The organism is Actinomadura coerulea (assembly GCF_014208105.1).
GTDB classification, from domain to species: Bacteria; Actinomycetota; Actinomycetes; order Streptosporangiales; family Streptosporangiaceae; genus Spirillospora; species Spirillospora coerulea.
In genome coordinates this window covers 1887978-1911795 of sequence record NZ_JACHMQ010000001.1, presented here as the reverse complement: position 1 = coordinate 1911795, position 23818 = coordinate 1887978, and the positions used below count along the sequence as shown (strand labels likewise).

Genomic DNA, 23818 nt, shown 5'->3' with positions numbered 1-23818 from the left:
AAATACAGGACGGTCTCTACTGTTTCCCGTCATCGCGATGGGAAGTCACCAAAGGAGAGACCATGCACAAGTGTGCTCGCACGGCACTCACCAGCGCTGCCTTCGGCATCGGCGGGGCGCTCTTCGGAGTCCTCGTCATGGCCTCGGCCCTCGGCGCCTGGGCCGCAGACCTGCCGGACCGTGAGCGGCAGCGCGGCCTCGTCGTAGCGGCGCAGCACCAGGCGGGCGGCCGCGCCGTGCGCGCCGAGCGGCGCGGCGACCGCGTCGGCGCCGCAGGCCCGCATCCGGTCGTGGAACCGGCCGGGCGCCAGCAGGTAGGACGCCACGGCGATCCGGCGGGCGCCACCCCGGCGCAGCCCCGCGACGACCTCGTCCAGCGGCGGGCCGCCCGCCGCGACGAAGCCGTGCGGGACGGGCCGCCCGAGCCGCCGCGCCAGCAGCCGGGCGGCCGCGCGCACGTCGGCGGCGCCCGCCGGGTCCGCGGACCCCGCCGCGCCGAGGACGACGGCGTCCCGGCGGTGCGGCGGGATCCCGTCCACCTCCGCCAGCCGGGCGGCCAGCGCCCCGGCCAGCAGCGCGTCCGGGCCGAGCGGCCGGGACGCCACCGACCCCGGCAGCAGGCGCTCCGCCCGGCCGGGGACGTCGACCAGCGCGTGGTACCCGCGCGCCAGCAGCAGCGGGACCACGACCACCGGCCCGCCGCGCAGGGCATCGGCCGCCTCCTCCAGCGACGGCGCGGACAGCTCGCCGTACGCCTCGGCCACCCGCAGGCCCGGGCGCATCGCCCGCACCCGGTCCAGCAGCGCCCGCACAACCGCGGGCCCCGCCGGGTCCCGGGTGCCGTGCGCCACCGCCAGCAGCGCGGGCGCCCCGGCCGGCGGCGCGGCTCCGGTCTCAGCCACCGGCGCCCGCCGGGAGCCGGTCGGCGACCCGCGGGTCGCACGCCAGCCGGTAGCCGCGCTTGACGACGGTCTCGACGATGCCGGGCCGGCCGAGGCCGCGCCGCAGCCGCGCCACCGCCATCTCCACCGCGTGCTCGTCGGCCTGGGGGCGGGCGTCCCGGGGCCGCGCCTCCCGCGCCCACCCGTCCCTGATGCCGGGCGCGACGGCCAGGCGGCCCGGCAGCACCCCGCACAGCTCCGCCCGCGACACCACGTGCCCGGGACGCCGCGCGAGGGCCCGCAGGATCGCCATGGGCGCGGGCGCGATGGGTCTCAGCTGGCCGTCCAGGACGACGGCGTGCCCGCGCAGCTCCAGCGAGAAGCCCCGCACCGACAGCCGCCGGGACCGCCGCCGGGGCAGGTCGGCGACCAGCGCCCGCACCAGCGCGCCGAGCCGGGCGCGTTCGGGCTGGACCGTCGGGACGCCGCGGCCCGTGAGCGCCTGCGCGGTGACCGGCCCGACGCACGCCGCCACGACATGGGTGCGCATGGCCTCCAGCAGGGCCTCCTCCAGGTCGTCCTCGGCGGCGACGGCGAGCGTCGCGGCGACCGCCGGGGCGCTGGTGAACGTGATCGCGTCGATGGTGCCCGCGACCGCCTGCCCGACGAGGCGGCGCAGCTGCGTGGAGTCCTCGGACCGCGACCAGCGGTACACCGGGATCTCGATCACCTCGGCGCCGGCCGCGCGCAGCGCCGCTATCAGCTCCGGCTGGCGCTCCCCGTACAGCTGCACGGCCACGCGCGCCCCGGCCGGCTTCCGGTCCAGCAGGTGCCGGATCACCTCGGCGCACTCCTCCGAGTCCGGCGACCAGCGCTCCTGCAGGCCCTCGGACCGGATCGCGCCGCGCGCCTTCGGGCCCCGCGCCAGGATGTCGGTGTCGGCCAGTCGGGAGATGAGCGCGTCGCGCATGCCGTGCCCGTCGGCCGCCTCCAGCCACGCCCGGAACCCGATCCCGGTCGTGACCACGACGTGGTCGAGGGGCCCGGCGAGGCACGCCCGGGTGGCCGCCAGCAGCTCGGCGTCGTCGGCGAGCGGGACCAGGCGGATGGCGGGCGCCAGCACGACCCTCGCCCCGCGCCGCTCCAGCAGCGTCGCGAGCTCCTCGTGGCGCCGGGCCGCGGTCACGCCGACGGCGAACCCGGCCAGCGGCTCACTGCCGGTGCTCATCGGTGAGCGCCACCTCCACCCGGTCCCCGGAGCGGCGGACCGGGAAGGTCGGCAGCGCCACGCGCGGGTCGTCCAGGCACGCCCCGGTCCGGAGGTCGAACACCTGCTTGTACATGGGGGACGCGACGGTCGGCGCCTCGTCCCGGGTACCGAGGATGCCCCGCGACAGCACGTAGGCGCCGCTGAACGGGTCGAGGTTCGACAGCGCGTACAGGCGGCCGTCGAAGGTCCGGAAGATCGCCACCTGCGTGCCCTCCACCATCGCGCAGGCGCCCCGCTCGGGGGTCAGGCCGGCGTAGGAGCAGATGTCGAACCAGCGGGCCGCGGGCCGGCCCGCCCGCTCCCTGACGATCGTCGCTTCGGGTGTCGTGGTCATCGCGCGGCAACCTCCTGGCGGGGAACTGTCCGATGGTCCGATACTCGGAAGGGGCGGTTTCACGACTGGGTCCCTTTTGTCACCGCCGTGTTAAAAGGGGCTCACCGTGCGCCGGGGGCGCCGTCCCCCTCGGCGGGCAGGGGCCGCAGGCGGACGGCGCACACCTTGAACTCCGGCATCCGCGACACGGGGTCCAGCGCCGGGTTGGTGAGCAGGTTCGCGCGGCCCTCCCCCGCCCAGTGGAACGGAATGAAGACGGTGTCGTCGCGGATCGCGCCGGTCAGGCGCGCGGTCACGGTCGCCGCGCCCCGGCGGCTCTCCACCCGCACGCCGGCGCCGTCCTCGATGCCGAGGCGCCCGGCCAGATCGGGGTGCAGCTCGACGAACGGCCCCGGCGCGGCCTCCGCCAGCGCCCGGACGCGCCGGGTCTGCGCGCCCGACTGGTACTGCGCGAGGACGCGCCCGGTGGTCAGGTAGACGGGGTAGTCGGCGTCGACGTCCTCGGCGGCGCCGCTGTGCTCGACGGGGACGAAGCGGGCCCGCCCGTCCGGGGTGGGGAAGCGGTCCAGGTAGGGCCTCGGCGTGCCGGGGTGGTCCGGCGACGGGCAGGGCCAGAACACCCCGCCCTCGGCCTCGATCCGCTCGTAGGTGATGCCGGAGTAGTCGGCGGCGCCGCCCGCGCTCGCGCGGCGCAGCTCCCCGAACACCGCCCGCGGGTCGGTGCTCCACTCCCCCGGCGCGTCGAGCCGCTCGGCGAGCGCGGCGAGGATCTCCAGGTCGGTGCGCACCCCGTCCGGCGGGCGGACGGCGCGGCGGCGCCGCAGCACCCGGCCCTCCAGGTTCGTCATCGTCCCCGACTCCTCGGCCCACTGCGCGGACGGCAGGACCACGTCGGCGAGCCGCGCGGTCTCCGACGGCACGAAGTCGGCCACCACCAGCAGGTCGAGCGCGCCGAGCCGCTCCTGCACGGCCGCGGCGCGGGGCGCCGACACCACCGGGTTCGATCCGAACAGCAGCAGCGCCTTCGGGCCGTCATCCGTGCCGAGCGCCGTGAGCAGCTCGTAGGCCGACCGCCCCGGCCCCGGAAGGTCGCCGGGGTCGACGCCCCAGACCGCGGCGACGTGCGCGCGGGCCCGCGGGTCGTCGATCCGGCGGTAGCCGGGGAGCTGGTCGGCCTTCTGGCCGTGCTCGCGCCCGCCCTGCCCGTTGCCCTGCCCGGTCAGGCACCCGTACCCGGAGCCCTCGCGCCCCGGCAGCCCGAGCGCGAGGGCCAGGTTGACGAAGGAGCTGACGGTGTCGGTACCGCGCGCGTGCTGCTCCGATCCCCGCGCCGTGAGGACGTGGGCGCGGGCGGCGCGGGCCAGCAGCAGGACGGCCTCGCGCATCAGCGGCACCGGCACCCCGGTGATGCGCTCGGCGCGGTCGGGCCAGTAGGCGTTGGCGACCGTCCGGACGGCGTCGAACCCGGTGGTGCGGGCCGCGATGTACTCCTCGTCGGCCAGGCCCTCGGCGAGCGCCAGGTGCAGCAGCCCGTTGGCGAGCGCGATGTCGGTCCCCGGCGTCGGCTGCAGGTGCAGGTCGGCCTGGCGGGCGGTGGCGGTGCGGCGCGGGTCCACGACGATCAGGGCGCCGCCGCCCTCGCGCATCCGCGCCAGGTGCCGCATGAACGGCGGCATCGTCTCGGCCGGGTTGCCGCCCGCGAGCAGGACCGCGCCGGACGCCGCCAGGTCGGTGACCGGGCCGGGCAGGCCGCGGTCCATCCCGAACGCCCGCCCGGACGCCGCGGCGGCCGACGACATGCAGAACCGCCCGTTGTAGTCGATCTGGGAGGTGCCGAGCGCGATCCGCGCGAACTTTCCGAGCTGGTACGCCTTCTCGTTGGTCAGCCCGCCGCCGCCGAACACCGCGACGGCGTCCGGGCCGTGCAGCCCGCGCAGCCGCCCGAGCTCGGCGGTGATCCGGTCGAGGGCCTCGTCCCAGCCGCACGGCTCCAGCGGCGCGTTCCGGTCCCGGCGCATCAGCGGCGCCGTCAGCCGGTCGGGGACGGTGAGCAGCTCGGCCGCCGTCCAGCCCTTCTGGCAGAGCCCCCCGCCGTTGGCCGGCACGTCGTCGCGCGGCGCCACGCTCAGGGGCTCCGAGCCGCCGTCGCGCAGGGTCATGCCGCACTGCAGGGCGCAGTACGGGCAGTGCGTGGGTGTCTCGGCCATCCGCCGAGACTCGGCGTGCCCGGTTTCACCGCCGAGTCCCGCGCGTGACCTCGGCGTTAAATGCCGTTCACCCCGTGCGCCCGGCGATGTCAAGGAGTCGGGCGCCCGGGACCGCGACACGCCTTGACGAACGCGTGTCAAGCGTTGTCGAACCCTGTCATGGCCTATTCGTTGCCTTTTGCCCGGTTGCCGAACGGATTCGCGGTACCCCGGCGATCTCGCGGACGGATGCGGCCACCGCCCCGCAACGGCCGGAACCGGTCCGGGTTGATCACGCTTAACCTCGGAGCATGCCCGACCTTGCCTACTACGCCTCCCTGCCGCGGGCCCGCGGCGCCGCGGCGGCCCTGCTGCTGGACGACCTGGGGCGGGTGCTGCTGGTCAAGCCCACCTACAGCGAGGGCTGGTTCCTGCCGGGCGGGGTGATCGAGGCCGACGAGTCCCCGCTGTCGGCGTGCGTGCGCGAATGCGAGGAGGAGCTCGGCCTGGTCCCCCGCCTGCACGGCCTGGCCTGCGTCGACTGGGGCTCGCCGCGCGACGACGGCGTCGACGCGGTCAACGTCTTCGTGTTCGGCGGCACCATCACCGGCGCGGAGATCGCGGCGATCCGGCTGCCGGCCGAGGAGCTGTCCGACCACATCCTCGTGGCGCCGGAGAAGGTCCCCGAACTCGCGCCGCCGCACGTGTCGCGCCGGATGGAGCCGAGCCTGCGGGCCATGGCCGCCGGCAGCGCCGTCTACCTGGAGGACGGCCGCGAGCAGGCGTTCGGGACCGCCCGCGCCTGAACCCGGACGGTGCACCGGCGCCGCGCCGCACCCGCCCGCGGCGCGGTCTACACCGACACGGCGTCCTGGATCGTGCGGGCGCGTTCCGGCTCGGCGGCGTGGGCGCAGTGTGCGCAGCAGTAGAAGTGCCCGCCCACGTCCACGCCGTGCCCCATGATGCGGCACTGGCAGTGCTCGCAGATCGGCGCCATCTTGGTGATCGCGCACTCGAACGAGTCGAACGTGTGCACCTGGCCCTGCGCGTGCACCTCGAACGCCATCGCGTAGTCGTTCCCGCAGACCTCGCAGGTTCCCATCGTCGCCTCTCCGTTCCCCCGCCGCCTCGCCCTCGGGTGCCTACCCCGGCGCGCCCGGGTCTACCCCGCACCTCACAGCGGGCGGGACACGCTGTGCAGCGGAGTTATCACTGCCGTATGACCGGTCACACACGCGCGAAACCCCGGATTCCTACGGTCGGGCCGTCCGAACGACCCGAGGAGACCCGCTGATGACCGCCACGACCGAAGCCGCGCGCGCCGAGCGCCCCCATCCGCTGAAGGGCCGGTGGATCGACGACTGGCGCCCCGAGGACCCCGCCTTCTGGGCCGCCGGAGGCTCCCGGACCGCCCGCCGCAACCTCATGTTCTCGATCTTCTCCGAGCACATCGGGTTCTCGGTGTGGACGCTGTGGTCGGTGCTGGTGCTGTTCCTCGGCCCCGCCTACGGCGTCGACCCGGCCGGGAAGTTCACCCTCACCGCCGTCCCGGCGCTCATCGGGTCGGCGCTGCGCATCCCCTACACCCTCGCCGTCGCCCGGTTCGGCGGCCGCAACTGGACGATCTTCAGCGCCGCGCTGCTGCTCGTCCCGGCGGTCCTGGCCGCGGTCCTCATCGAGCCCGGCGTCTCGTTCACCACGCTGCTGGTCCTCGCGGCCGTCGCGGGCGTCGGCGGCGGCAACTTCGCCTCCTCGATGGCCAACATCAACGCGTTCTACCCGCAGCGGCTCAAGGGCTGGGCGCTCGGGATCAACGCGGGCGGCGGCAACCTCGGCGTCGCCGTCGTCCAGCTCGTCGGGCTGGCCGTCCTCGCCACCGCGGGCAAGGACCACCCTGGCCTGGTCGCGGGCGTCTACATCCCCTTCATCGTCCTCGCCGCCCTCGGCGCCGCGCTCGCCATGGACAACCTCGCGCACGCCCGCAACGACGGGCGCGCCATGCGGGACGTCTGCCGGGACGGCCACACCTGGATCATGTCGGTGCTCTACATCGGCACCTTCGGGTCGTTCATCGGGTTCGGCTTCGCGTTCGGGCAGGTCCTGCAGGTGCAGTTCGGGGCCGAGTTCGACACCCCGATCAAGGCCGCCTACCTGACGTTCCTCGGCCCCGCGCTCGGGTCGCTGATCCGCCCCGCCGGCGGGTGGCTCGCCGACCGGCTCGGCGGCGCGAAGGTCACCTTCTGGACCTTCGTGGCGATGGCCGTCTCGGCGGTCCTCGTCCTCACCGCCTCCCGGCTGGGGTCGCTCGCGCTGTTCCTCACCGGATTCGTGCTGCTGTTCGCCTTCAGCGGCCTCGGCAACGGCTCCACCTACAAGATGATCCCGGCGATCTTCAGGGCGAAGGCGCACGCCGGCGCCGCGGGCGGCGGGGACCCGGCCGCCGCCGAGCACGAGGCCCGCCGCCTGTCCGGCGCGCTGATCGGCATCGCGGGCGCCGTCGGCGCGTTCGGCGGCGTCCTGGTCAACATCGCGTTCCGGCAGTCGTTCCTGACCTACGGCACGGGCGACGGCGCCTACGCCGCGTTCATCGCCTTCTACGCCGTGTGCTGCGCGCTCACCTGGCTGGTCTACCTGCGGGCCCGCCCGGGGAGGCCGGCGGGCGTCTGAGGGCGGACTGCCGGCCCGGACGGCGACGCCGCGCCCGGCCGGGCCCCTCCCCGGGGTCCGGCCACCGCGGCGAGCGGCCCGAGGATCGCAGCACCGCCTCCCACGGGTCCCCCGGCTCCAGCGGCAGGTGCGGGACGCCCCAGTGCCACGCCGGCACCAGCAGGTCGGGGTCGCGCGGCCGGTAGTCGGAGCCGGTCGCGCGGGCCATGTCCCAGGCGTGCAGGTGCCACTCCACGCACGCCGCGCCCGCGTGGTCGCCGACCGTGTACTTGGTGCCCCGGTAGATCAGATGCGTCCGGTCCCACATGTCCGGCATCAGGTCGGCGTACGCACCCGCCGACACCCCGAACGCCAGGATCCGCTCAGGGCCGGGCTCGGGCGGCAGCACCGCGAGCTCGGCCGCGTTCTGCCGCGCCTGCTGCCTGATCAGCACCGCCGTGGCCGCGTCCTGCGCGAACAGCTTCGCCAGCCGGCTGTCGGGCGCGTCCTGGAGGTACTCCAGGAAGTTCTCCGCGACGCACCGCAGATGCCCCGCCAGGTCGATCAGCTGCCAGTCGGCGCAGGGAGTCGGCACGTCCCAGTCCGCGACGGTGTCCGCCAGGGCGATGATCGCCTTCACCCCGTCCTGGTAGGACTCCAGTACGCGGCACCGGTCCGGCGGCGTGCGCTCCACGTGACATCCCCCAACGTCCAGAGCACCCTGTGCCCTCCGCGCCGGGACGCGCGAGCGCGATCAGCGGCGCGAGCGCCCCCGGCGTTCCCCGGAGAGGGCAGACTCTCAAAGTTCGGTGGCCCGTGCCACCCGGTGACGCCGTGTCGCCCCGCGTCCGCGACGGCTCACACGCGCGCCGCGGGCCGCGTCCTGAAGCTCAGCCGGTGCGCCTCGCGCGCCGTGCGCAGGCGGTCGACCTCGTCCGTCCACGGGCGGACCGCCGGGCGCGCCTTGGCCTTGCGGTAGGCGATCTCGGCGGCGCGGCGCGTCTTGGCGTCCTGCGCCTCCGTCGAGTACACCTTCGGGCCCATCGCGACCCGCTCGGCCGCCTCGGCGGCGGCGAGCACGGCCGTCATCGCCCGGTCGAACGCCGCCGTCAGCTCCCCCAGCCGCGGCTCGGCGGCGCCGGCCGCCTGCGCGTCCCGCAGCGCCCGCTCCGCGTCGCCCGCCGCCGCGAGCCGGTCGTCGTACTCGGCGGCCAGCCGCTGGTCGGCCTCGTACGGCTCCGCGACTTCCTTGCTCACCCGGCGGCCCAGTGGCATGGCGGTACTCCCTCGACGGTCGTGCAGTGTTCGATCGGGGTAAGCGTACGCGGGGTCCCGGCGTGTTGCGGAGGCGGACACCCAGCTTCGGCCCTTTACGTAGTAAGGTCTGTCCTCATGGTCAGGCAGCCCAGCATCAACGCCCAGAACCGCACCCCGCTGTCCACCGAGCGGATCATCGAGGCGGCCCTGCACATCGTGGACGGTCAGGGACTCGGCCGCCTCACCATGCGCCGGCTCGGCGACGCGCTGGAGGTCGAGGCGATGGCGATCTACCACCACCTCCCCCGCGGCAAGGAGCAGCTGCTGGACGGCCTGGTCGCGCACGTCGCGGCGGCCCCGGCGGACGCGTCGGCCCCCGGACGCTGGCAGGACGTCCTGCGGGCGTGGGCGGACGGCTACCGCGGGCGCCTGCTGGCCCACGCGGGCGTCCTCCCCCTGGTCGTCACGCGCCGCAACCCGGCCGCGCTCGCCGCCACCCTCGCGTCGCTGCGGGAGGTGCTGCGCCGGGGCGGGGTCGCCGAGGACGCCGCGGCCGTCGCCGCCCACACCCTGCTCGGCTACGTGATCGGCCACGCGGCCCTGGAGGTGCGCGGCACCGCCGACGACGGCGCCGCCGCCCGGATCGCCTCCGGCGAGGACGGCGCGGTCGACTGGGACGCCCGCTTCCGCGCGGGCCTCGGGGTCGTCCTCGGCGGCGTGCGCTAGGACCGGCCCGCGGGGCCCGCTCCCCACCGAACATCGGTCCGGTTTCAGGCTCCGGCGGCGTGTCGTTCTTCGTCCGTTATCGCGCGGGAGGCACGCTACTGCGTGGCGCCCCGGGAGTGGGAGGGATCACACCCGTCCGGTACTCCGGTACCAATGGACAACCGTCCCAACGGGCTATGGCCGGTGCGGGCGAACCACTCCACACTTGGGTGCGTCAGAACAGGAAAGCACCACGACCGACCAGTAGTTGAGACCGGAGGCACGCCATGTGCCCGCACCAGCCGCCTTGTCCCTCCCACGACGCACCCGACCGCGACGCCGCCCGCACGCTGGCCTCGCACCCCGAACAGGGGTGGAGCCTGCTGTGCAACGGGGTCGTGCTGTTCGAGGACACCGGTGAGCTGCTGCCCGACGGGGGAGTCATCGCGCCGCACCGGCCGACGGACGCGCAGGCCACGTCCGCCGCTTGAGCGGTCTCCACGGGGGACTAGTTCAAACGGGTGATCATCCTCGGGGGCACGCCCGCCCACCACCGGCCTCTGGGCCCGCACCGGGCCCGGAGCGATCTTACCGCCGGCCCGTCCGCACCGGACGGGCCGCCCACCGCTTCAACCACGGCTCCACCGCCCGGCCGACCGCCGCGGGGTCCCTGCCGAGGTCGTGCCGCTCGCCCGGCAGGACCTCGACCCGCGCCGCGTCCGCCGGGCCGGGCACGCCGAACGGGTCCCGGTCGCCGTTGACGACGACGACCTCGACTCCCGCCGACCGCAACTCCTCCACCCGGGTCTTCTCCGGCCTGCCCGGCGGGTGCAGCGGGAACGCCAGCGCCACCACTCCGGCCGCCCCGGCGGCCGCCGCGGTCCGGCACGCCACCCGCGCCCCGTTGCTGCGGCCGCCCTGAACCAGCGGGACGTCCCCGAACCGCTTGCGCAGGGCCGCGACGACCTCCAGCCACGCCTCGTCCTGCTTGGCCGCCGGACCGGGCGCCCGCCGCCCGGCGAGCCGGAACGGCTGCGTCACCCGCGCGACGGCGCCGCCGAGCCGCAGCGCCTCGGCGCGCACCGCCAGCAGGTCGGCCGCCTCCACTCCCCCGTTCGACCCGTGCGTCAGCACCAGCAGGAACACCGGGTCGTTCACCTCGTCCAGCACCACCTCGGCGGGCCCGTGCGCCGTCACGACCTTCATGTGACTCACCGTAGTGGCAGCCGTGAACCGGCCGTGCGGCAGACTGGCCCCATGGAGACGATGACCGACAGCGAATGGCGCGCGTTCGTCATGGAGGGCACCCGCACCGGCAAGGCCGCCGTCACCCGCAAGGACGGCACGCCGCACGTGACGCCGATCTGGTTCGTCCTCGACGGCGACGACCTGCTGTTCAACACGGGACACCACAGCGTCAAGGGCCGCGTCCTCGCCCGCGATCCGCGCGTCTCGGTCTGCGTCGACGACCAGACGCCGCCGTACTCGTACGTGCTGATCCAGGCCCGGGCCTCCCTCGTCGAGGACCTCGACGAGATCCTGCGCTGGGCGACGGTCATCGGCGGCCGCTACATGGGCGCCGACCGGGCGGAGGAGTTCGGGCGGCGCAACGCCGTCCCCACCGAGTACCTCGTCCGCGCCCGCATCACCAAGGTGATCGCCGAGCGCGCGATCGCCGGCTAGCCCTCGGTCCAGTCCGGGACGGCCGAGCCCGTCGCCAGGCGGAACCGCTCTGCGAAGCTCTCGTGCAGCAGCGGCCCCCACGTGTACCCGCCGGGCACCCGGACCGCCTTGCCGAGGGTCTCGCGGGCGTCGCCCGTCCGGCGTTCGGCGTACCGGACGGCGAGCAGCGCGTACATGTGGTCGAGGGCGCCGAACGCCTCGCCGGCGAGGGCGGGGAGCGTCCCGTCCGACACGGCGTGCTCGACGACCGGCTCCCACCACAGGTCGCCGTCGTCGTCGGCGTCGCCGAAGTCGCGGCGCAGCCGCGCCCGCACCTGCCCCGCGGTGCCGGGCTCGGCGAGCCCCCGCCGCCACACCTCGCCCGCCTCGGCGCCCCGGCCGCGCAGCGGCAGCGTCCGCGCCAGCAGTTCGGTGGCCAGCGGCCCGACCTCCGGGTCGGCCGGCTCCTCCCCCAGCGCCGCGCCGAACGCGCCGATCGCCTGGTCGAGGTAGGAGATGCCGAGCGCGACGGCGAGCCGCCCGTACGCGTAGGGGGCGGCGCCCCGGTCGATCAGCTTGAGCCCGGCGGTCAGGACCCGCTGGGCCCGGGCGGGCTCGTCGCGCTCCAGCAGCCGCTGGGCCAGGTCGTGCGCGGCGGGCGGCCCGTACTCGGCGTCCCCGGTCGCGATCACCGCCTCCCAGTGGTCGCGGGCGGTGTCGAAGTCGCCGGCGTCGTCGGCGATTCGGGCGAGCGCCAGATGGGCGGGCGGCAGGTAGGCGGGGTTGCCGAAGTCGACCACGACCCGCCACGCCGGCGCCGCCCGCTCGTGCTCGCCCGCGCGCTCGTGGGTGAGCGCCAGGTGGTAGGCGGCGCGCGGCCCGTACTCGGGGTCGGCGGTGGCGATCGCCGCCCGGTCGGCCTCCCTGGCGCGCTCCACGTGCCCGGCGTCGTCCAGGACGACCGCCAGCCCCAGCGCCGCCCGCGCCCGGAAGGGGGTGTCGCCCAGCGCGAGCACCTTCTCGAACAGCAGTGCGGCCCTCTCGGCCTCACCGCTCTCGGCGAGGCCGCGGGCCTCCTCGCACAGTCGCGCCGCGTCGTCGGATACCGCGTCCGGAGACTCGATCATCGCTCTTCTGCCCTCTGGGGGTCGGGGTCCGCAAAGAGCGTAGCGATCCACCCCCTCCCCCGTCCCGCGGCGACACCCGGAAACCCCGCCAAGATCACAAATCCACCGCCGGCCCCCGGGCGCGACCGCCCCCGCAGCCACCCCCTGACGCCGAAGGCAGACCCGACCGAAGCAAGACCCGAAGGTGGCCGCCGAAACAACAGCCCGCCGACCCAGCCATCACAGCACGCGACAAGAGGGGCGCGCACAAGGCCGCACGCGAACTCAAGCCGCCAGACTCCGATCGCACAGCAGACCACGGCACCAGACGCGAACGGCGCCCAGCCGACCCCCAGCCACCAGCGACCCCGGCCACCGCGATCGCGTCCAAAGGCAAGCCCGCGCTAGCGAAACCCAACCGCGCAGCGACGCCGGCAACGGACGCGAACGGTGCCCAGCCGACGCCCCAGCCACCAGCGACCCCGGCCACTGCGATCGCGTCCGAAGGCAGGTTCGAGCTTGCGAGAACCTGATCGCGCAGCGAGCCGCAAGGCGAGTCGGAGCGATGCCAGCGATCGCACGTGTGGTTGTGGGTCAGGCGCCCCCGGGCGCCTGACCCACAACCACACAATCCAACTCAGTCCTCGAACGCCTCGGGGGGCGGGCAGGAGCAGACGAGGTTGCGGTCGCCGTAGGCCTGGTCGATGCGGCGGACGGGCGGCCAGTACTTGTTCTCCCGCAGGGACGGGAGGGGGTAGGCGGCCTCCTCGCGGGTGTAGGCGTGCTTCCAGTCGTCGGAGACGAGGCAGGCGGCGGTGTGGGGGGCGTTCTTGAGCGGGTTGTCCTCGGCGTCGTAGCCGCCGTCGGCGACGCGCTGGATCTCCCGGCGGATCTCGATCATGGCGTCGCAGAACCGGTCGAGCTCGGCGAGGTCCTCGGACTCGGTGGGCTCGATCATCAGGGTGCCGGCGACGGGGAACGACAGGGTCGGGGCGTGGAAGCCGTAGTCGATGAGGCGCTTGGCGACGTCCTCGGCGGTGATCCCCGTCTCCTTGGTGATCTTGCGGAGGTCGGCGATGCACTCGTGCGCGACGAGGCCCTCGCGGCCGGTGTAGAGGATCGGGTAGTGCGGGGCGAGGCGGGCGGCGAGGTAGTTCGCGCCGATGATCGCGCCCTCGGTGGCGGCGCGCAGCCCGTCCGGGCCCATCATCGCGATGTAGGCCCAGGAGATCGGCAGGATGCCGGCCGAGCCCCACGGGGCGGCGGAGATGGGGCCGACGCCCGTGCCGGGGCCGGCCTCCTCGCGCATCGGGTGGTTGGGCAGGAACGGCGCCAGGTGCTCGCGGACGCCGATCGGCCCGACGCCGGGGCCGCCGCCGCCGTGCGGGATGCAGAACGTCTTGTGCAGGTTGAGGTGGGAGACGTCCGAGCCGAACTCGCCGGGGCGGGCCAGGCCGACGAGCGCGTTGAGGTTGGCGCCGTCGACGTAGACCTGGCCGCCGGCCTCGTGCACGGCCGCGCACACCTCGGTGATCGTCTCCTCGAAGACACCGTGCGTGGACGGGTAGGTGACCATGATCGCCGCCAGCCGCCCGCCGTGCTGGGCGAGCTTGGCGCGCAGGTCGCCGAGGTCGATGTTGCCGCCCTCGTCGCACGTGACGACGACGACCCGCATCCCGGCCATGACGGCGCTGGCGGCGTTGGTGCCGTGCGCCGAGGAGGGGATCAGGCAGACGTCGCGGTGCTCCTCGCCGCGGGAGGCGTGGTAGCCGCGGATGGCCAGCAGGCCGGCGAGCTCGCCCTGGGAGCCGGCGTTCGGCTGGACGGAGACCTTCGCGTACCCGGTGATCTCGGCGAGGAAGCCCTCCAGCTCGCCGATCAGCTCGACGTAGCCGGCGGCCTGGTCGAGCGGCGCGAACGGGTGGATGTCGGCGAACTGCGGCCAGGTGATCGGCTCCATCTCGGCGGTGGCGTTGAGCTTCATCGTGCAGGAGCCGAGCGGGATCATGGAGCGGTCGAGCGCGATGTCCTTGTCCTGGAGCCTGCGCAGGTAGCGCAGCATCGCGGTCTCGGAGCGGTGCGCGTGGAAGACGGGGTGGGTCAGGTAGGGGCTCTCGCGGCGCAGCGCGTCCGGGAACGCCTCGGGGACCTCGTCGGCCGCGGCCGCGCCGAAGGCCTCCAGCACGGCCGTGACGTGCGCGGGGAGCGTCGTCTCGTCGCAGGCGACCGCGACGCGGTCGGGCCCGTCGGGGCGCAGGTTGATCCCGCGCTCGCGGGCCGCCGCGACGACCTCGGCGGCGCGGCCGGGCACGCGGGCCAGGACGGTGTCGAAGAACGAGCCGTGCACGACCTCGACACCGCCGGCGCGCAGCCCCGCGGCGATCTCGGCGGCCCGGCGGTGGGTCCGCTGCGCGATCGCGGCGAGGCCCTCGGGGCCGTGGTAGACGGCGTACATGCTCGCCATCACGGCGAGCAGGACCTGGGCGGTGCAGATGTTGCTGGTGGCCTTCTCGCGGCGGATGTGCTGCTCGCGGGTCTGCAGCGCCAGCCGGTAGGCGGTGGCGCCGTCCGCGTCGACGGACACGCCGACGAGCCGCCCGGGGAGCTGGCGCTGGATGCCCTCGGCGACCGCCATGTAGCCGGCGTGCGGTCCGCCGAACCCGTAGGGGACGCCGAACCGCTGCGCGGAGCCCACCGCGATGTCGGCGCCGGACTCGCCCGGCGGGCGCAGCAGCGTCAGCGCCAGCAGGTCGGCGGCCACGACGGCCTTGGCGCCGCGCTCGTGGGCCTGCGCGATGACGGGCTCGAGGTCGCGGACGGCGCCGGACGCGCCCGGGTACTGGAGCAGCACGCCGAAGAAGTCGCCGTCGGGCAGGCCGCGGGACAGGTCGGCGATGACGACCTCGATGCCGAGCGGGATCGCGCGGGTCCGGACGACCTCGATCGTCTGCGGGAGGGCGTCGATGTCGATGAGGAACTTCCCGGGCTCCTTGCGCCTGGAGACGCGGTGCGCGAGGGCCATGGCCTCGGCGGCGGCGGTGCCCTCGTCCAGCATGGAGGCGTTCGCGACGGGCAGCCCGGTGAGGTCGCCCACCATCGTCTGGAAGTTCAGCAGGGCTTCGAGGCGTCCCTGCGAGATCTCCGGCTGGTAGGGGGTGTAGGCCGTGTACCAGCCCGGGTTCTCCAGCACGTTCCGCATGACCACGCCGGGGGTGGTCGTCCCGTGGTAGCCGAGCCCGATCATGGACGTCAGGACGGTGTTGCGGGACGCGATCTCGCGGAGCCGGTCCAGCGCGGCGGTCTCGCTCAGCGCGGGCGGCAGGTCCAGCGGCCGGGACGTGCGGATCGCGGCGGGGACCGCGTGGTCGATCAGCGCCTCGGCGCCGGAGTAGCCGATTGCGGCCAGCATCCTCGCCTGGTCGTCCGGTGAGGGGCCGACGTGCCGGTCGGCGAACGCCGACCGGGGATGCTGCGGCGCGGCCACAGGGGCGAAGAACTGGGCGGTCATGGAGGGCCTCCTGGCTGCTGCGGTCGCTCAGGTCCGCCGCCGGCGCGGGCCGGCGGCCTCTCCCCCTCTGTCATCGGCACCTGAGAGCTTCACCCGCGCGGCGGGGTTTCCCCTTCGGTGAGCCGTCCCTCCCCGCGCGCGGGGACCGACGCCTGCTTTCCAGAGGTGCCTCGCCCGTGCGGTCCTTTTGCCTGAGAGGTTCCGGGGAGGTTGCCCCTTCGGCGCCCCACGCTGGCGGCGTGGGGTCTCTCCCGCACAGGGTTGACGGCATGTCCTAGGTCGAACCCTACCCAAAGGCGCGTCCGCGGCGTCGTTCCGGTCCGCCGCAAGGGGCCGCGTCCTCCGGCGCGGGCGCTCTACCGGCGAGTACCATGTGCTGACTCACCTGGGGCGCGACCGTCCCGGGCCGCACGGGGGCGGGGAGATGAGGCTGCGGGATGGACGCGCGTCCCGGCGGCGGCCCCGCGACTCGACGGCGCGCCGCCGGGTCTGGGACGCTGATCACGATGGCGGATGGTCAGGGCGGCGGTACGGCGTGACACAGACCCGCGACGGAGCGGTGCGCCCGGCGCAGGGCGCGGCCGCAGGCGCGCCCGTCGACGAGCCCGCCCAGCCGTACCGGATCCGCCGGCCCTCCGACGCCATCCGGTTCGCGGCCTCGGTGGTGGGACTGGCGGCGGTGATGCTGCTGGTGTCGATCGCGCAGCAGACGACCCACGGCCTGCAGACCGACATCGCGCAGGGCACCGCGCACGCGCCGCGGCTGCTGCTGACGCTGGCGACGCTGGTGTCCAGCTTCGGGGTGCTGGCCGTGCCGATCGCGTTCGCGATCGAGCGGCTGTTCCACAAGGACGGCGTGCGCGTGGCGATCGCGCTGCTGGCCGCGATGATCGCGTTCGGGATCACGGTGGGCCTGGACGACCTGGTGGTGCGGGCCGCGCCGGGCGGCGTGCTCGACTCGCTGATCTGGGGCGGCACCGAGACCGCGCCGGTGCACACCGACATCGCCCCGGTGATCGCGTTCGTCAGCGCGGTCGGGATGGCGGGCCGCGCCCGCTGGCAGGCCGCGACCTGGACCATGATCGGGCTGGCGGCGCTGACGGGGCTGACCGCGTCCTACGCCTCCGTCGCCGCGCTGGCGGCCACCTACCTGCTGGGCCGCGCCATCGGCCACGGCACCCTCTACGCCGTCGGGACGCCGAACCCGCGCCCGTCGGGGACGGCGGTGGTGGCCGCGTTGGAACGCCTGGGGCTGAACCCGCGGCGGGGGGCGCGCCTGGACGGCACGCACGACGCCGACGAGACCCGCCGCTACGGCGTCGCCCTCGCCTCCTGCCCGCAGGACGGGTACGGTGCCCGGCTCCCGGCGGGCCGGGGGCCGCACGGCGACTGGGACGTGGAGGTCCGCGTCCTGGACCGCGACCAGCAGACCGCCGGGCTGCTCTACCGCGTCTGGCGGCTGCTGCGCCTGCGCGGCGCCACGACGGGGCGGACGCTGCGGTCGCTGCGCCGGTCCCTGGAGCTGGAGTCGCTCATGGCGTACGCGGTGGACGCCGCCGGCGCCCGGACGCCTCGGCTCGTCGGCACGTGCGAGGTCGGCACCGAGGCGGCGCTGCTGGCCTACGAGCACGTCCCGGGGCGCAGGCTCGGAGACGTCCCCGACGGGGAGGTCACCGACGAGCTGCTGGCGGACGTGTGGCGGCAGTTCCGGGCCCTTCAGGCGGGGCGGCTCGCGCACCGGCGGCTGGAGGACGAGGCGGTCCTGGTCGGCGACGACGGCCTCGCCTACCTGACCGACCTGCGGTCCGGGGAGACGGCGGCCGGCGACCTGGCGCTGCGCCTGGACCTCGCGCAGCTGCTCACGACGCTGGCGCTGCGCGCGGGGCCGGAGCGGGCGGTGCGGACGGCGGCGCCGGTGCTGGGCGAGGAGGCTCTCGGCGGCGCGGTGCCGCTGCTCCAGCGGGTGGCGCTGTCGCGGGCGACCCGCACCGCGCTGCGGCGCCACAAGGACCTGCTGACCCGCATCCGGGAGCAGATCGTCCGGCTGAAGCCCGAGACGGAGGCGCCTCCGGCCAAGCTGGAGCGGTTCCGGCCCCGGACCATCGTCAGCATCGTGGCGCTGTCGGTCGCGGCGTACATCGTCATCCCGCAGGTGACGAGCCTGGACATCGGCCGCCTGGCGGCCACGGCGAGCTGGCACTGGGTGGCGGCGGCGCTGGGGGCGGCGGCGCTCACCTACGTCGCCGCCGCGTTCATGCTGATGGGGTTCGTCCCCGAGCGGCTGCCGCTGTGGCGGACGGTCCTGGTGCAGCTGGCCGCGTCGTTCGTGAAGCTGGTCGCGCCGGCGGCCGTGGGCGGCGTCGCCGTCAACACGCGCTACCTGCAGCGCTCGGGCGTCCGGCCCGCCCTGGCCGTCGCGAGCGTGGGCGCGTCCCAGCTCGTGGGGATGGTCACCCACATCCTGCTGCTGGTGCTGTTCGGGTTCCTGACCGGCTCGACGGCGAAGGCGACGCAGGATCTGGCCCCGTCCCGGACGATCGTCCTGGCGGTGCTGGGGCTGGGGCTGCTCGCTGCGCTCGCGCTGACGGTGCCGCGGGTGCGGCGGGTGGTCGCCTCGCGGCTCAGGGCCATGTTCTCGGGCGTGGTGCCGCGCCTGGTGGACGTTCTGCAGTCGCCGAGGAAGCTGTCCACCGGGATGGGCGGAACCCTGCTGCTGACGCTGGCGTTCACGCTGTGCCTGGACGCCTCCATCCGGGCGTTCGGCGGGTCGCTGCCGTGGACGACGGTGGTGCTGGTGTTCCTCACCGCGAACGCGGTGGGGTCCGCGGCGCCGACGCCGGGCGGGCTCGGCGCCGTCGAGGGCGCGCTCACGCTGGCGTTGACGATCTCGGGGCTGACGGCCGAGACGGCGACGTCGGCGGTGCTGCTCTACCGGCTCCTGACGCTGTGGCTGCCGGTCCTGCCCGGATGGGGGGCGTTCGCCTTCCTGCAGCGCAAGGAGGCGCTCTGAGGCGCGGCCTCAGCCGGTGCGGCGGGCGCGCCGCCGGTCGGCCAGTTCGTCGTGGTGGTGCCCGGCGGGGTCCTCGTCGCCGGTGGAGGCGCGTTCAGCGGGCAGCTCCGCCAGACTGCCCTCCACCTCCTGCCACACCCGCCCGAGCGCGATGCCGAACACGCCCTGGCCGCCCTGGAGGAGGTCGACGACCTCGTCGGGCGAGGTGCACTCGTAGACGCTGACGCCGTCGCTCATCAGGGTGATCTGGGCGAGGTCCTGGACGCCGCGGTCGCGCAGGTGGGACACGGCCGTGCGTATCTGCTGCAGCGAGACGCCGGTGTCCAGGAGCCGCTTGACGACCTTCAGGACGAGGACGTCGCGGAAGCTGTACAGCCGCTGGCTGCCGGACCCCTGCGCCGACCGCACGCTGGGCTCCACCAGCTTCGTGCGGGCCCAGTAGTCGAGCTGGCGGTAGGTGATCCCCGCCGCGGCGCACGCCGTCGGGCCGCGGTAGCCGACATCCTCCGGCGGCACCGACACCTGGGTGTCGAAGAGCAGGCCCTGCTCTCCGGCACGGCGGGACGCCACGCGCCTGTCGGGGGTCGCCTTGCCCTCGCCGCTGCTCACCGCCACGCGGACCTCCGGCTTCTATCATCCCGCAGCGGTTCGTCAAGGGGGTTTGACGAATTACACCACGGGTGTTCCACCAGCACGGTAGGTGCCGGTCAGGGTGTGGTCAACGTTCATCGTCGGCGCGTCGCATGCCCGGATGAACCGGCTTCACGTGGGCAAACTGCGCACCTTCGCCACCCACGCAGTCCATACCCCGATGGTTCCCCCGCAAAAACCGCCAGGTCCGGCGCAATGGGCGACCATTCGCCCCATGGCATGAACTCGCACTCCAGAGTGACATACGGCACAGCAATCACCCACTCCGGGGTGCGGGAAGGCTATCCGGCGCGGCCGAAGTCCTCCGGGGAGATCGTGTCGAGGAACTCGCGGAACTTCTCGACCTCGTCCTCCTGCTCGTCGGGGATGGCGACGCCGGCCTCCTCCAGGACGTCCTCGCTGGCGAAGATCGTCGCACCCGTGCGCAGGGCGAGGGCGATGGAGTCGGACGGGCGCGCGCTCACCTCGACGCCGTTGGAGAAGACGAGGTCGGCGAAGAAGATCCCTTCGCGCAGCGCCGTGATGTTGACCGTGCGGAGCTGGACGCTCAGGGCGTCCAGCACGTCGCGGAAGAGGTCGTGGGTGAGGGGCCGGGCGGGCAGCACCCCCTGCTGGGCGAAGGCGATCGCGGTCGCCTCCACCGCCCCGATCCAGATGGGCAGGTAGCGATCGCCCTCCGTCTCCTTCAACAGGACGATCGGCTGATTGGAGGGCATCTCGACCCGGACGCCGACGACCTCCATCTGCTTCACTGCGGCTCCCTGCTGGTTCTCGCTGTCTCGATCACCACGTGCAGCGGATCGATTCCTGACCGAACCATGTAGCCAACGTACACCCAGGCTCGGACAGCTCGCGGCGCGCGGGGTACGGCAAAATCCTCCACCGGCCGCGTGATCAGTGGTCGAGGCTCTCGCGCAGACCCGCGCCGACCAGCGCGGCGTGCAGCCGGACCGACAGCGCGGCGATCTCCCGCGCGGTCTCGGCGGCCTGTTCGTGCGCGCCGCTGCTGCGGCGGCGCAGCTGCGGCGCGACCATCTGCTCGATCAGGCCGACCTGCCGGTCGGCGGCGGCCTTGACGGCGCGCAGGTGCCGGACCTCGAAGCCGAACTCTCCGAGCGCGGCGGCCACGCGCGCGATGTTCAGCGCCTCGCCCTCGTAGTGCGCGCCGATCCGGCGGACCAGGCCGTACTCCTCCAGGCGGGCGAGGAGGGCCTCGTCGATCCCGGCGCCGTCCAGCAGCTGGCGGCGGGTGAGCCGCACGGCGGGCTCCGGCGCGGTGGTGTCGGCGGCCACGAGCGTGCGGGGGCGCCGCCGGTCCGGCTCGGCGGGGCCGGGCCGGCGCGCGCCGGGCGGCGGGACGCTCTCGCCGCGGTCGCGCGCCTCCAGGTGCTGCCGGATGACGCGCAGCGGCAGGTAGTGGTCGCGCTGCGCGGTGAGGACGTACCGCAGGCGCTCGACGTCGGCCTCGCCGAACTTGCGGTAGCCGGAGGGGCTGCGCTCCGGCTCGACGAGCCCCTCGGACTCCAGAAAGCGGATCTTGGAGATGGTGATGTCGGGGAACTCAGGTCTGAGCAGCCCGAGGACGTCCCCGATGGTCATCGGGGACCGGGCCGGCTCCGCGCTCAAGGGCCCTCCCATCGTTCGCCGCGACCTCGCCGCTCCGTCAGCCGTGGGCCGGGTTGGTCAGGAACACCAGCCGGAACTTGCCGATCTGGACCTCGTCGCCGCCCGACAGCCCGGCCTGGTCGATCCGCTGCCGGTTGACGTAGGTGCCGTTGAGGCTGCCGGTGTCGCGGACGGAGAACACCCCGCCCTGCCGGGCGAACTCGGCGTGCCGGCGGGAGACGGTGACGTCGTCCAGGAAGATGTCGCTTTCGGGGTGGCGCCCCGCGGACGTGCGGTCCTTGTCGAGCAGGAAGCGGCTGCCGGCGTTGGGCCCCCGCTTGACGACGAGCAGCGCGGTACCCGGCGGGAGCGCCTCCATCGCCATCTGGTCGGGCCCGGCCGGCTCCTCGGCGCCGGCGTCGGTGTCCAGCGCCTCGAATCCCCCGATGGAGATCGTGGACGTGGACTCGCCCGGCGACTCGCGGGGAGGCGGCGGCGCGGAACTCCTCAGCGGAGTGCCGCAGTTCGAGCAGAAGCGGGCATCATCCGGGTTGGCGTGACCGCACTGCGTGCAGTAGACGCTCGGCATCGATCGGCTCGGCCTCCTACCATCGGCGTGCCGCCCGCGCCCGCCCGCCTCAGCGGGGGCCGCCTGCGCCACGCGCATCCATCACCCAACCCACGCCGGGGATCCGCCCCGGCAACGGTCCAACTCACCGCCCGCTCACGCGACGGTCGCCGCAACTTACGCGGGTATCACCCGAGGGGTCAACCGGAACGGTGAACCGGCCGCACCAAACTACATTCGCCGATGATCGCAGGTCCATGACGCCGCGCGGACCGACGCGATCGCGGCGTCCCGGCCCGGTGTCCGGTCTACCGTCCCCCGTCCCCTCTAGGGAGACCGTACCGCGCCGACGGCCACCTTCGCGCGCCGGGTGATCAGTACGCGGGCCCCGGCGCCCTCCAGCGTGCGGACGAGGCCCCCCGGGATGTTGAGCGCCGTCGTCATCGTGTGCGGGTCGCCGATGGCCAGGAACCGGTACGGGGCGGTGAGGAGCCTGCCGTCCGCGCGGACGCCGTCGCGGTCGTCCAGGAAGTGGGTGTCGACGCCGACGCGCACGTCTCCGACCTGGATGACCTCGGCGCCCGCGTCGCGGAGCTCCTCCAGGGCGTCCAGCAGGTTCAGGGCCTTCACGCCGCGGCCGGGGTCGTCGATGCGCAGTTCGATCCCGGGGCCCTCGGCGGGGAGGGTGCCCGCCAGCAGGCCGTAGGTGGTCGCCCGCTCGCGCGCCTCCTCCAGGGCCGTCCCGCCCTCGGCGTCGCGCTCCAGCCCGGCCTTCGTCTCCTCCAGGTCCCGCAGGTCGCCCCTCAGCCGTTCGGAGCGCTGGCCCAGGTCCGCGAGGATGCCGACGAGTTCGTCCTGCCGCGCGGTGGCGAACGTGGTGTCGCGCTCGGTCGAGCGCACCTGGGCGGCGACCGCGAACCCCAGCACGAGGCACAGCAGCCCGCCGACGAGCTGTCCGGGGCTGATCCGCGGGCGCAGCAGCTGGGCGAGGGCGCGCATGCCTCCGGGCGCCGGCGGGACGCGCTCGTCCTCAGCACCCCGTTCTTCCTCAGCACCCCGCTCTTCCCCGGGACCCCGCTCTTCCTCCCGGGCCCGCCCGTCCTCCGGTGCTGCCTCGTCGCGCCGCGTGGCCTCGCCGCCGCTCACGCGCCGAACAGCTTCCGCCGGATGGCCGCCGCGTTGGAGAAGATCCGGATGCCGAGGACGACCACGACGCCGGTGGACAGCTGCGATCCGACGCCGAGCTTGTCCCCGAGGAAGACGATCAGCGCGGCGATGACGGTGTTGCTGACGAAGGAGACCGTGAAGACCTTCTCGTCGAAGATCCCCTCCAGCCGGGCCCGGACGCCGCCGAACATGGCGTCGAGCGCCGCCACGATCGCGATCGGGAGGTAGGGCTGGAGCCAGAGCGGGACGTCCGGCTGGATCAGGAAGCCCAGCGTGACGCCGACCACGAGCCCGATCAGCGCGATCATCCCCGGGCCACCCCTCCCCCGCTCACCGGCCGCCCCCCTCGCCGGGGACGGCGTACCGCAGCCGGGCGGCGCCCCCGGCGGGCAGCCGCACCTCGTCCGAGCGGCGCGTGCCGTACCTGATCCCGAACCGGTCGCGCAGCGCCGCGAGCCGCCGGTCCGCGGGCGAGCCGGCGAAGGCGGCCCGCAGCCGCCCGGGGTCGCCGAGCGCCGTGACCTCGTAGGGCCCGCCGAGCGGCCGGTAGTCGACCATGATCGCCTCGCCGGCGGCGCGGATCGCGGTGGTCGGGGTGAGCCGCCGGCCGTTGACGCCGATGGCCCGCGCGCCCGCCGCCCACAGCCCGTTCACCAGGACCTGGAGATCCTGATCATAGACCCGGGCGTCGGCGGCGCGGCCCGGTGCGCCCCGGGCGCCGCGCGGGGCGTCGTCCAGGGTGACCACGAGGCCCTCGCCCTCGACCGGGACGGCGGCCGCCGCGGCGCCCGCCGCGGCCACCTCCCGCCGGACGCGGCGGCCCTCGGCGCTGCGGGCGAGCGCGCCGGCCCTGCGCCGCTCGGTGTCGGCCCGCAGCCGGTCGAGCCGGTGCTGCAGGGCGTCGGCCTCGGACGTGCGGGCGTGGATCTGGTCGACGAGCCCGGAGTGCCGCTCGGCGGCGACCGGCTCGCTGCGGTGCACCTCGACGCCGGCGACGGCGGCCAGGGCTCCGGTGAGGGCGAGCACGAGCGGCACGCCCGCGCCCCGGAGCCGGCCCGGCCGGCTCCCGGCCCCGCCGGAGGCGGCCCGGCGCGCCGCGGCCTCGGCGTAGCCCGGGTCGAGGCGCCTGCCCGCGAACAGGTCGGCGAGCAGGGACATGGAGGCGTCGGGGCGCCGGCCCGGCGGCCGCTCCCGGCCCTCGGGCCGCCCGTCCGGCTCCCGGCCGGCGGGCTCGTCCTCGCGTGCGGTCACCGGCCCATCAT

23 protein-coding genes and 2 riboswitches are annotated in these 23818 nt (G+C 74.9%); of the genes, 6 read left to right on the top strand and 17 right to left on the bottom strand.

The genetic code is table 11. The features are described from left to right. Window positions 1-29: 29 nt before the first annotated feature. The 4 genes from BKA00_RS08775 to BKA00_RS08760 form a co-directional block, all read right to left on the bottom strand. The gene (locus tag BKA00_RS08775; protein ID WP_185024441.1) at window positions 30-902 is read right to left on the bottom strand and encodes a sirohydrochlorin chelatase; all 873 of its coding nucleotides are present in this window, start codon (window positions 900-902) and stop codon (window positions 30-32) included. Next, window positions 895-2109 carry a uroporphyrinogen-III synthase gene (locus tag BKA00_RS08770; RefSeq protein ID WP_185024440.1) on the bottom strand — a complete coding sequence of 405 codons (1215 nt, stop codon included), beginning with the start codon at window positions 2107-2109 and terminating at the stop codon, window positions 895-897. The genes BKA00_RS08775 and BKA00_RS08770 overlap by 8 nt, the downstream gene beginning before the upstream one ends. Then, entirely contained in the window at window positions 2093-2485 is a 393-nt protein-coding gene (gene nirD / locus BKA00_RS08765; RefSeq protein ID WP_185024439.1) for a nitrite reductase small subunit NirD, read from the bottom strand. The genes BKA00_RS08770 and nirD overlap by 17 nt, the downstream gene beginning before the upstream one ends. A gap of 101 nt (window positions 2486-2586) precedes the next feature. After that, a complete protein-coding gene (locus BKA00_RS08760) occupies window positions 2587-4692 on the bottom strand; it encodes a molybdopterin oxidoreductase family protein (protein ID WP_185024438.1) in 2106 nt (701 codons plus the stop codon). A gap of 290 nt (window positions 4693-4982) precedes the next feature. On the opposite strand from BKA00_RS08760, the gene BKA00_RS08755 reads away from it, so the two are divergent. Continuing rightward, complete coding sequence (locus tag BKA00_RS08755; RefSeq protein ID WP_185024437.1) at window positions 4983-5477, top strand: NUDIX domain-containing protein; 495 nt, start codon at window positions 4983-4985, stop codon at window positions 5475-5477. A 47-nt stretch (window positions 5478-5524) separates the two neighbouring features. Here the strand turns inward: BKA00_RS08755 and BKA00_RS08750 are convergent, their stop codons facing one another. Then, complete coding sequence (locus BKA00_RS08750) at window positions 5525-5773, bottom strand: hypothetical protein (RefSeq protein ID WP_185024436.1); 249 nt, start codon at window positions 5771-5773, stop codon at window positions 5525-5527. Between the two features lie 191 nt (window positions 5774-5964). Between BKA00_RS08750 and BKA00_RS08745 the strand changes: the two genes are divergently transcribed. Continuing rightward, window positions 5965-7338, top strand: coding sequence for a nitrate/nitrite transporter (locus tag BKA00_RS08745; RefSeq protein WP_185024435.1), 1374 nt, complete (start codon window positions 5965-5967; stop codon window positions 7336-7338). Here the strand turns inward: BKA00_RS08745 and BKA00_RS08740 are convergent. Together BKA00_RS08740 and BKA00_RS08735 are read right to left on the bottom strand one after the other, a co-directional pair. Beyond that, a complete protein-coding gene (locus BKA00_RS08740) occupies window positions 7286-8011 on the bottom strand; it encodes a maleylpyruvate isomerase N-terminal domain-containing protein (protein WP_185024434.1) in 726 nt (241 codons plus the stop codon). The genes BKA00_RS08745 and BKA00_RS08740 overlap by 53 nt on opposite strands. Before the next feature lie 164 nt (window positions 8012-8175). Then, on the bottom strand, window positions 8176-8592 hold the full coding sequence (locus BKA00_RS08735; RefSeq protein WP_185024433.1) for a plectin: 417 nt from the start codon (window positions 8590-8592) through the stop codon (window positions 8176-8178). Window positions 8593-8709: 117 nt separating this feature from the next. On the opposite strand from BKA00_RS08735, the gene BKA00_RS08730 reads away from it, so the two are divergent. Together BKA00_RS08730 and BKA00_RS08725 are read left to right on the top strand one after the other, a co-directional pair. Next, the gene (locus BKA00_RS08730) at window positions 8710-9300 is read left to right on the top strand and encodes a TetR/AcrR family transcriptional regulator C-terminal domain-containing protein (RefSeq protein WP_185024432.1); all 591 of its coding nucleotides are present in this window, start codon (window positions 8710-8712) and stop codon (window positions 9298-9300) included. 266 nt (window positions 9301-9566) lie between these two features. Continuing rightward, the gene (locus tag BKA00_RS08725; protein WP_141575683.1) at window positions 9567-9770 is read left to right on the top strand and encodes a DUF5999 family protein; all 204 of its coding nucleotides are present in this window, start codon (window positions 9567-9569) and stop codon (window positions 9768-9770) included. 97 nt (window positions 9771-9867) lie between these two features. Here BKA00_RS08725 and BKA00_RS08720 read toward each other — a convergent pair whose 3' ends face one another. Continuing rightward, window positions 9868-10485 carry an alpha/beta hydrolase family protein gene (locus BKA00_RS08720; protein ID WP_185024431.1) on the bottom strand — a complete coding sequence of 206 codons (618 nt, stop codon included), beginning with the start codon at window positions 10483-10485 and terminating at the stop codon, window positions 9868-9870. Window positions 10486-10536: 51 nt separating this feature from the next. On the opposite strand from BKA00_RS08720, the gene BKA00_RS08715 reads away from it, so the two are divergent. Beyond that, window positions 10537-10962, top strand: a complete 426-nt coding sequence (locus tag BKA00_RS08715) for a PPOX class F420-dependent oxidoreductase (protein WP_185024430.1) — start codon at window positions 10537-10539, stop codon at window positions 10960-10962. On the opposite strand, the gene BKA00_RS08710 is transcribed toward BKA00_RS08715, so the two are convergent. Both BKA00_RS08710 and gcvP read right to left on the bottom strand, forming a co-directional pair. Then, a complete protein-coding gene (locus tag BKA00_RS08710) occupies window positions 10959-12068 on the bottom strand; it encodes a tetratricopeptide repeat protein (RefSeq protein ID WP_185024429.1) in 1110 nt (369 codons plus the stop codon). The two genes, BKA00_RS08715 and BKA00_RS08710, sit on opposite strands and share 4 nt — an antisense overlap. Before the next feature lie 616 nt (window positions 12069-12684). Continuing rightward, entirely contained in the window at window positions 12685-15555 is a 2871-nt protein-coding gene (gene gcvP / locus BKA00_RS08705; protein ID WP_185024428.1) for an aminomethyl-transferring glycine dehydrogenase, read from the bottom strand. A gap of 57 nt (window positions 15556-15612) precedes the next feature. Continuing rightward, a riboswitch (glycine riboswitch) is annotated at window positions 15613-15724 on the bottom strand. Next, window positions 15725-15819, bottom strand: a riboswitch (glycine riboswitch). Window positions 15820-16090: 271 nt separating this feature from the next. Between gcvP and BKA00_RS08700 the strand changes: the two genes are divergently transcribed. Continuing rightward, complete coding sequence (locus tag BKA00_RS08700; RefSeq protein ID WP_230299101.1) at window positions 16091-18565, top strand: lysylphosphatidylglycerol synthase transmembrane domain-containing protein; 2475 nt, start codon at window positions 16091-16093, stop codon at window positions 18563-18565. A gap of 9 nt (window positions 18566-18574) precedes the next feature. Here the strand turns inward: BKA00_RS08700 and BKA00_RS08695 are convergent, their stop codons facing one another. From BKA00_RS08695 to BKA00_RS08665, 7 genes are all read right to left on the bottom strand, one after another. Beyond that, window positions 18575-19180 (bottom strand): MerR family transcriptional regulator, encoded by a 606-nt coding sequence (locus BKA00_RS08695; RefSeq protein ID WP_185024426.1) that lies wholly within the window; start codon window positions 19178-19180, stop codon window positions 18575-18577. A gap of 317 nt (window positions 19181-19497) precedes the next feature. Next, the gene (locus tag BKA00_RS08690; RefSeq protein WP_067886188.1) at window positions 19498-19968 is read right to left on the bottom strand and encodes a bifunctional nuclease family protein; all 471 of its coding nucleotides are present in this window, start codon (window positions 19966-19968) and stop codon (window positions 19498-19500) included. Window positions 19969-20110: 142 nt separating this feature from the next. Further along, window positions 20111-20842 (bottom strand): transcriptional regulator FtsR, encoded by a 732-nt coding sequence (gene ftsR / locus BKA00_RS08685; protein WP_221493069.1) that lies wholly within the window; start codon window positions 20840-20842, stop codon window positions 20111-20113. Between the two features lie 37 nt (window positions 20843-20879). Beyond that, window positions 20880-21410 (bottom strand): FHA domain-containing protein, encoded by a 531-nt coding sequence (locus tag BKA00_RS08680; protein WP_089315636.1) that lies wholly within the window; start codon window positions 21408-21410, stop codon window positions 20880-20882. Window positions 21411-21716: 306 nt separating this feature from the next. Then, window positions 21717-22388 carry a DUF881 domain-containing protein gene (locus tag BKA00_RS08675; protein ID WP_185024424.1) on the bottom strand — a complete coding sequence of 224 codons (672 nt, stop codon included), beginning with the start codon at window positions 22386-22388 and terminating at the stop codon, window positions 21717-21719. 143 nt (window positions 22389-22531) lie between these two features. Then, window positions 22532-22864, bottom strand: coding sequence for a small basic family protein (locus BKA00_RS08670; protein ID WP_179834833.1), 333 nt, complete (start codon window positions 22862-22864; stop codon window positions 22532-22534). A gap of 22 nt (window positions 22865-22886) precedes the next feature. Then, window positions 22887-23807 (bottom strand): DUF881 domain-containing protein, encoded by a 921-nt coding sequence (locus BKA00_RS08665; protein ID WP_185024423.1) that lies wholly within the window; start codon window positions 23805-23807, stop codon window positions 22887-22889. Window positions 23808-23818: the final 11 nt, after the last annotated feature.

What these genes read in the sequence shown, in the direction of transcription:
- BKA00_RS08675 (WP_185024424.1), bottom strand. Translation starts at nt 22,388, where the DNA reads ATGCGCGCCCTCGCCCAGCTGCTGCGCCCGCGGATCAGCCCCGGACAG.
- BKA00_RS08730 (WP_185024432.1), top strand. Translation starts at nt 8,710, where the DNA reads ATGGTCAGGCAGCCCAGCATCAACGCCCAGAACCGCACCCCGCTGTCC.
- BKA00_RS08735 (WP_185024433.1), bottom strand. Translation starts at nt 8,592, where the DNA reads ATGCCACTGGGCCGCCGGGTGAGCAAGGAAGTCGCGGAGCCGTACGAG.
- BKA00_RS08750 (WP_185024436.1), bottom strand. Translation starts at nt 5,773, where the DNA reads ATGGGAACCTGCGAGGTCTGCGGGAACGACTACGCGATGGCGTTCGAG.
- BKA00_RS08720 (WP_185024431.1), bottom strand. Translation starts at nt 10,485, where the DNA reads ATGAAGGTCGTGACGGCGCACGGGCCCGCCGAGGTGGTGCTGGACGAG.
- BKA00_RS08760 (WP_185024438.1), bottom strand. Translation starts at nt 4,692, where the DNA reads ATGGCCGAGACACCCACGCACTGCCCGTACTGCGCCCTGCAGTGCGGC.
- BKA00_RS08715 (WP_185024430.1), top strand. Translation starts at nt 10,537, where the DNA reads ATGGAGACGATGACCGACAGCGAATGGCGCGCGTTCGTCATGGAGGGC.
- gcvP (WP_185024428.1), bottom strand. Translation starts at nt 15,555, where the DNA reads ATGACCGCCCAGTTCTTCGCCCCTGTGGCCGCGCCGCAGCATCCCCGG.
- BKA00_RS08725 (WP_141575683.1), top strand. Translation starts at nt 9,567, where the DNA reads ATGTGCCCGCACCAGCCGCCTTGTCCCTCCCACGACGCACCCGACCGC.
- BKA00_RS08670 (WP_179834833.1), bottom strand. Translation starts at nt 22,864, where the DNA reads ATGATCGCGCTGATCGGGCTCGTGGTCGGCGTCACGCTGGGCTTCCTG.
- BKA00_RS08745 (WP_185024435.1), top strand. Translation starts at nt 5,965, where the DNA reads ATGACCGCCACGACCGAAGCCGCGCGCGCCGAGCGCCCCCATCCGCTG.
- nirD (WP_185024439.1), bottom strand. Translation starts at nt 2,485, where the DNA reads ATGACCACGACACCCGAAGCGACGATCGTCAGGGAGCGGGCGGGCCGG.
- BKA00_RS08755 (WP_185024437.1), top strand. Translation starts at nt 4,983, where the DNA reads ATGCCCGACCTTGCCTACTACGCCTCCCTGCCGCGGGCCCGCGGCGCC.
- BKA00_RS08770 (WP_185024440.1), bottom strand. Translation starts at nt 2,109, where the DNA reads ATGAGCACCGGCAGTGAGCCGCTGGCCGGGTTCGCCGTCGGCGTGACC.
- BKA00_RS08680 (WP_089315636.1), bottom strand. Translation starts at nt 21,410, where the DNA reads ATGCCGAGCGTCTACTGCACGCAGTGCGGTCACGCCAACCCGGATGAT.
- BKA00_RS08710 (WP_185024429.1), bottom strand. Translation starts at nt 12,068, where the DNA reads ATGATCGAGTCTCCGGACGCGGTATCCGACGACGCGGCGCGACTGTGC.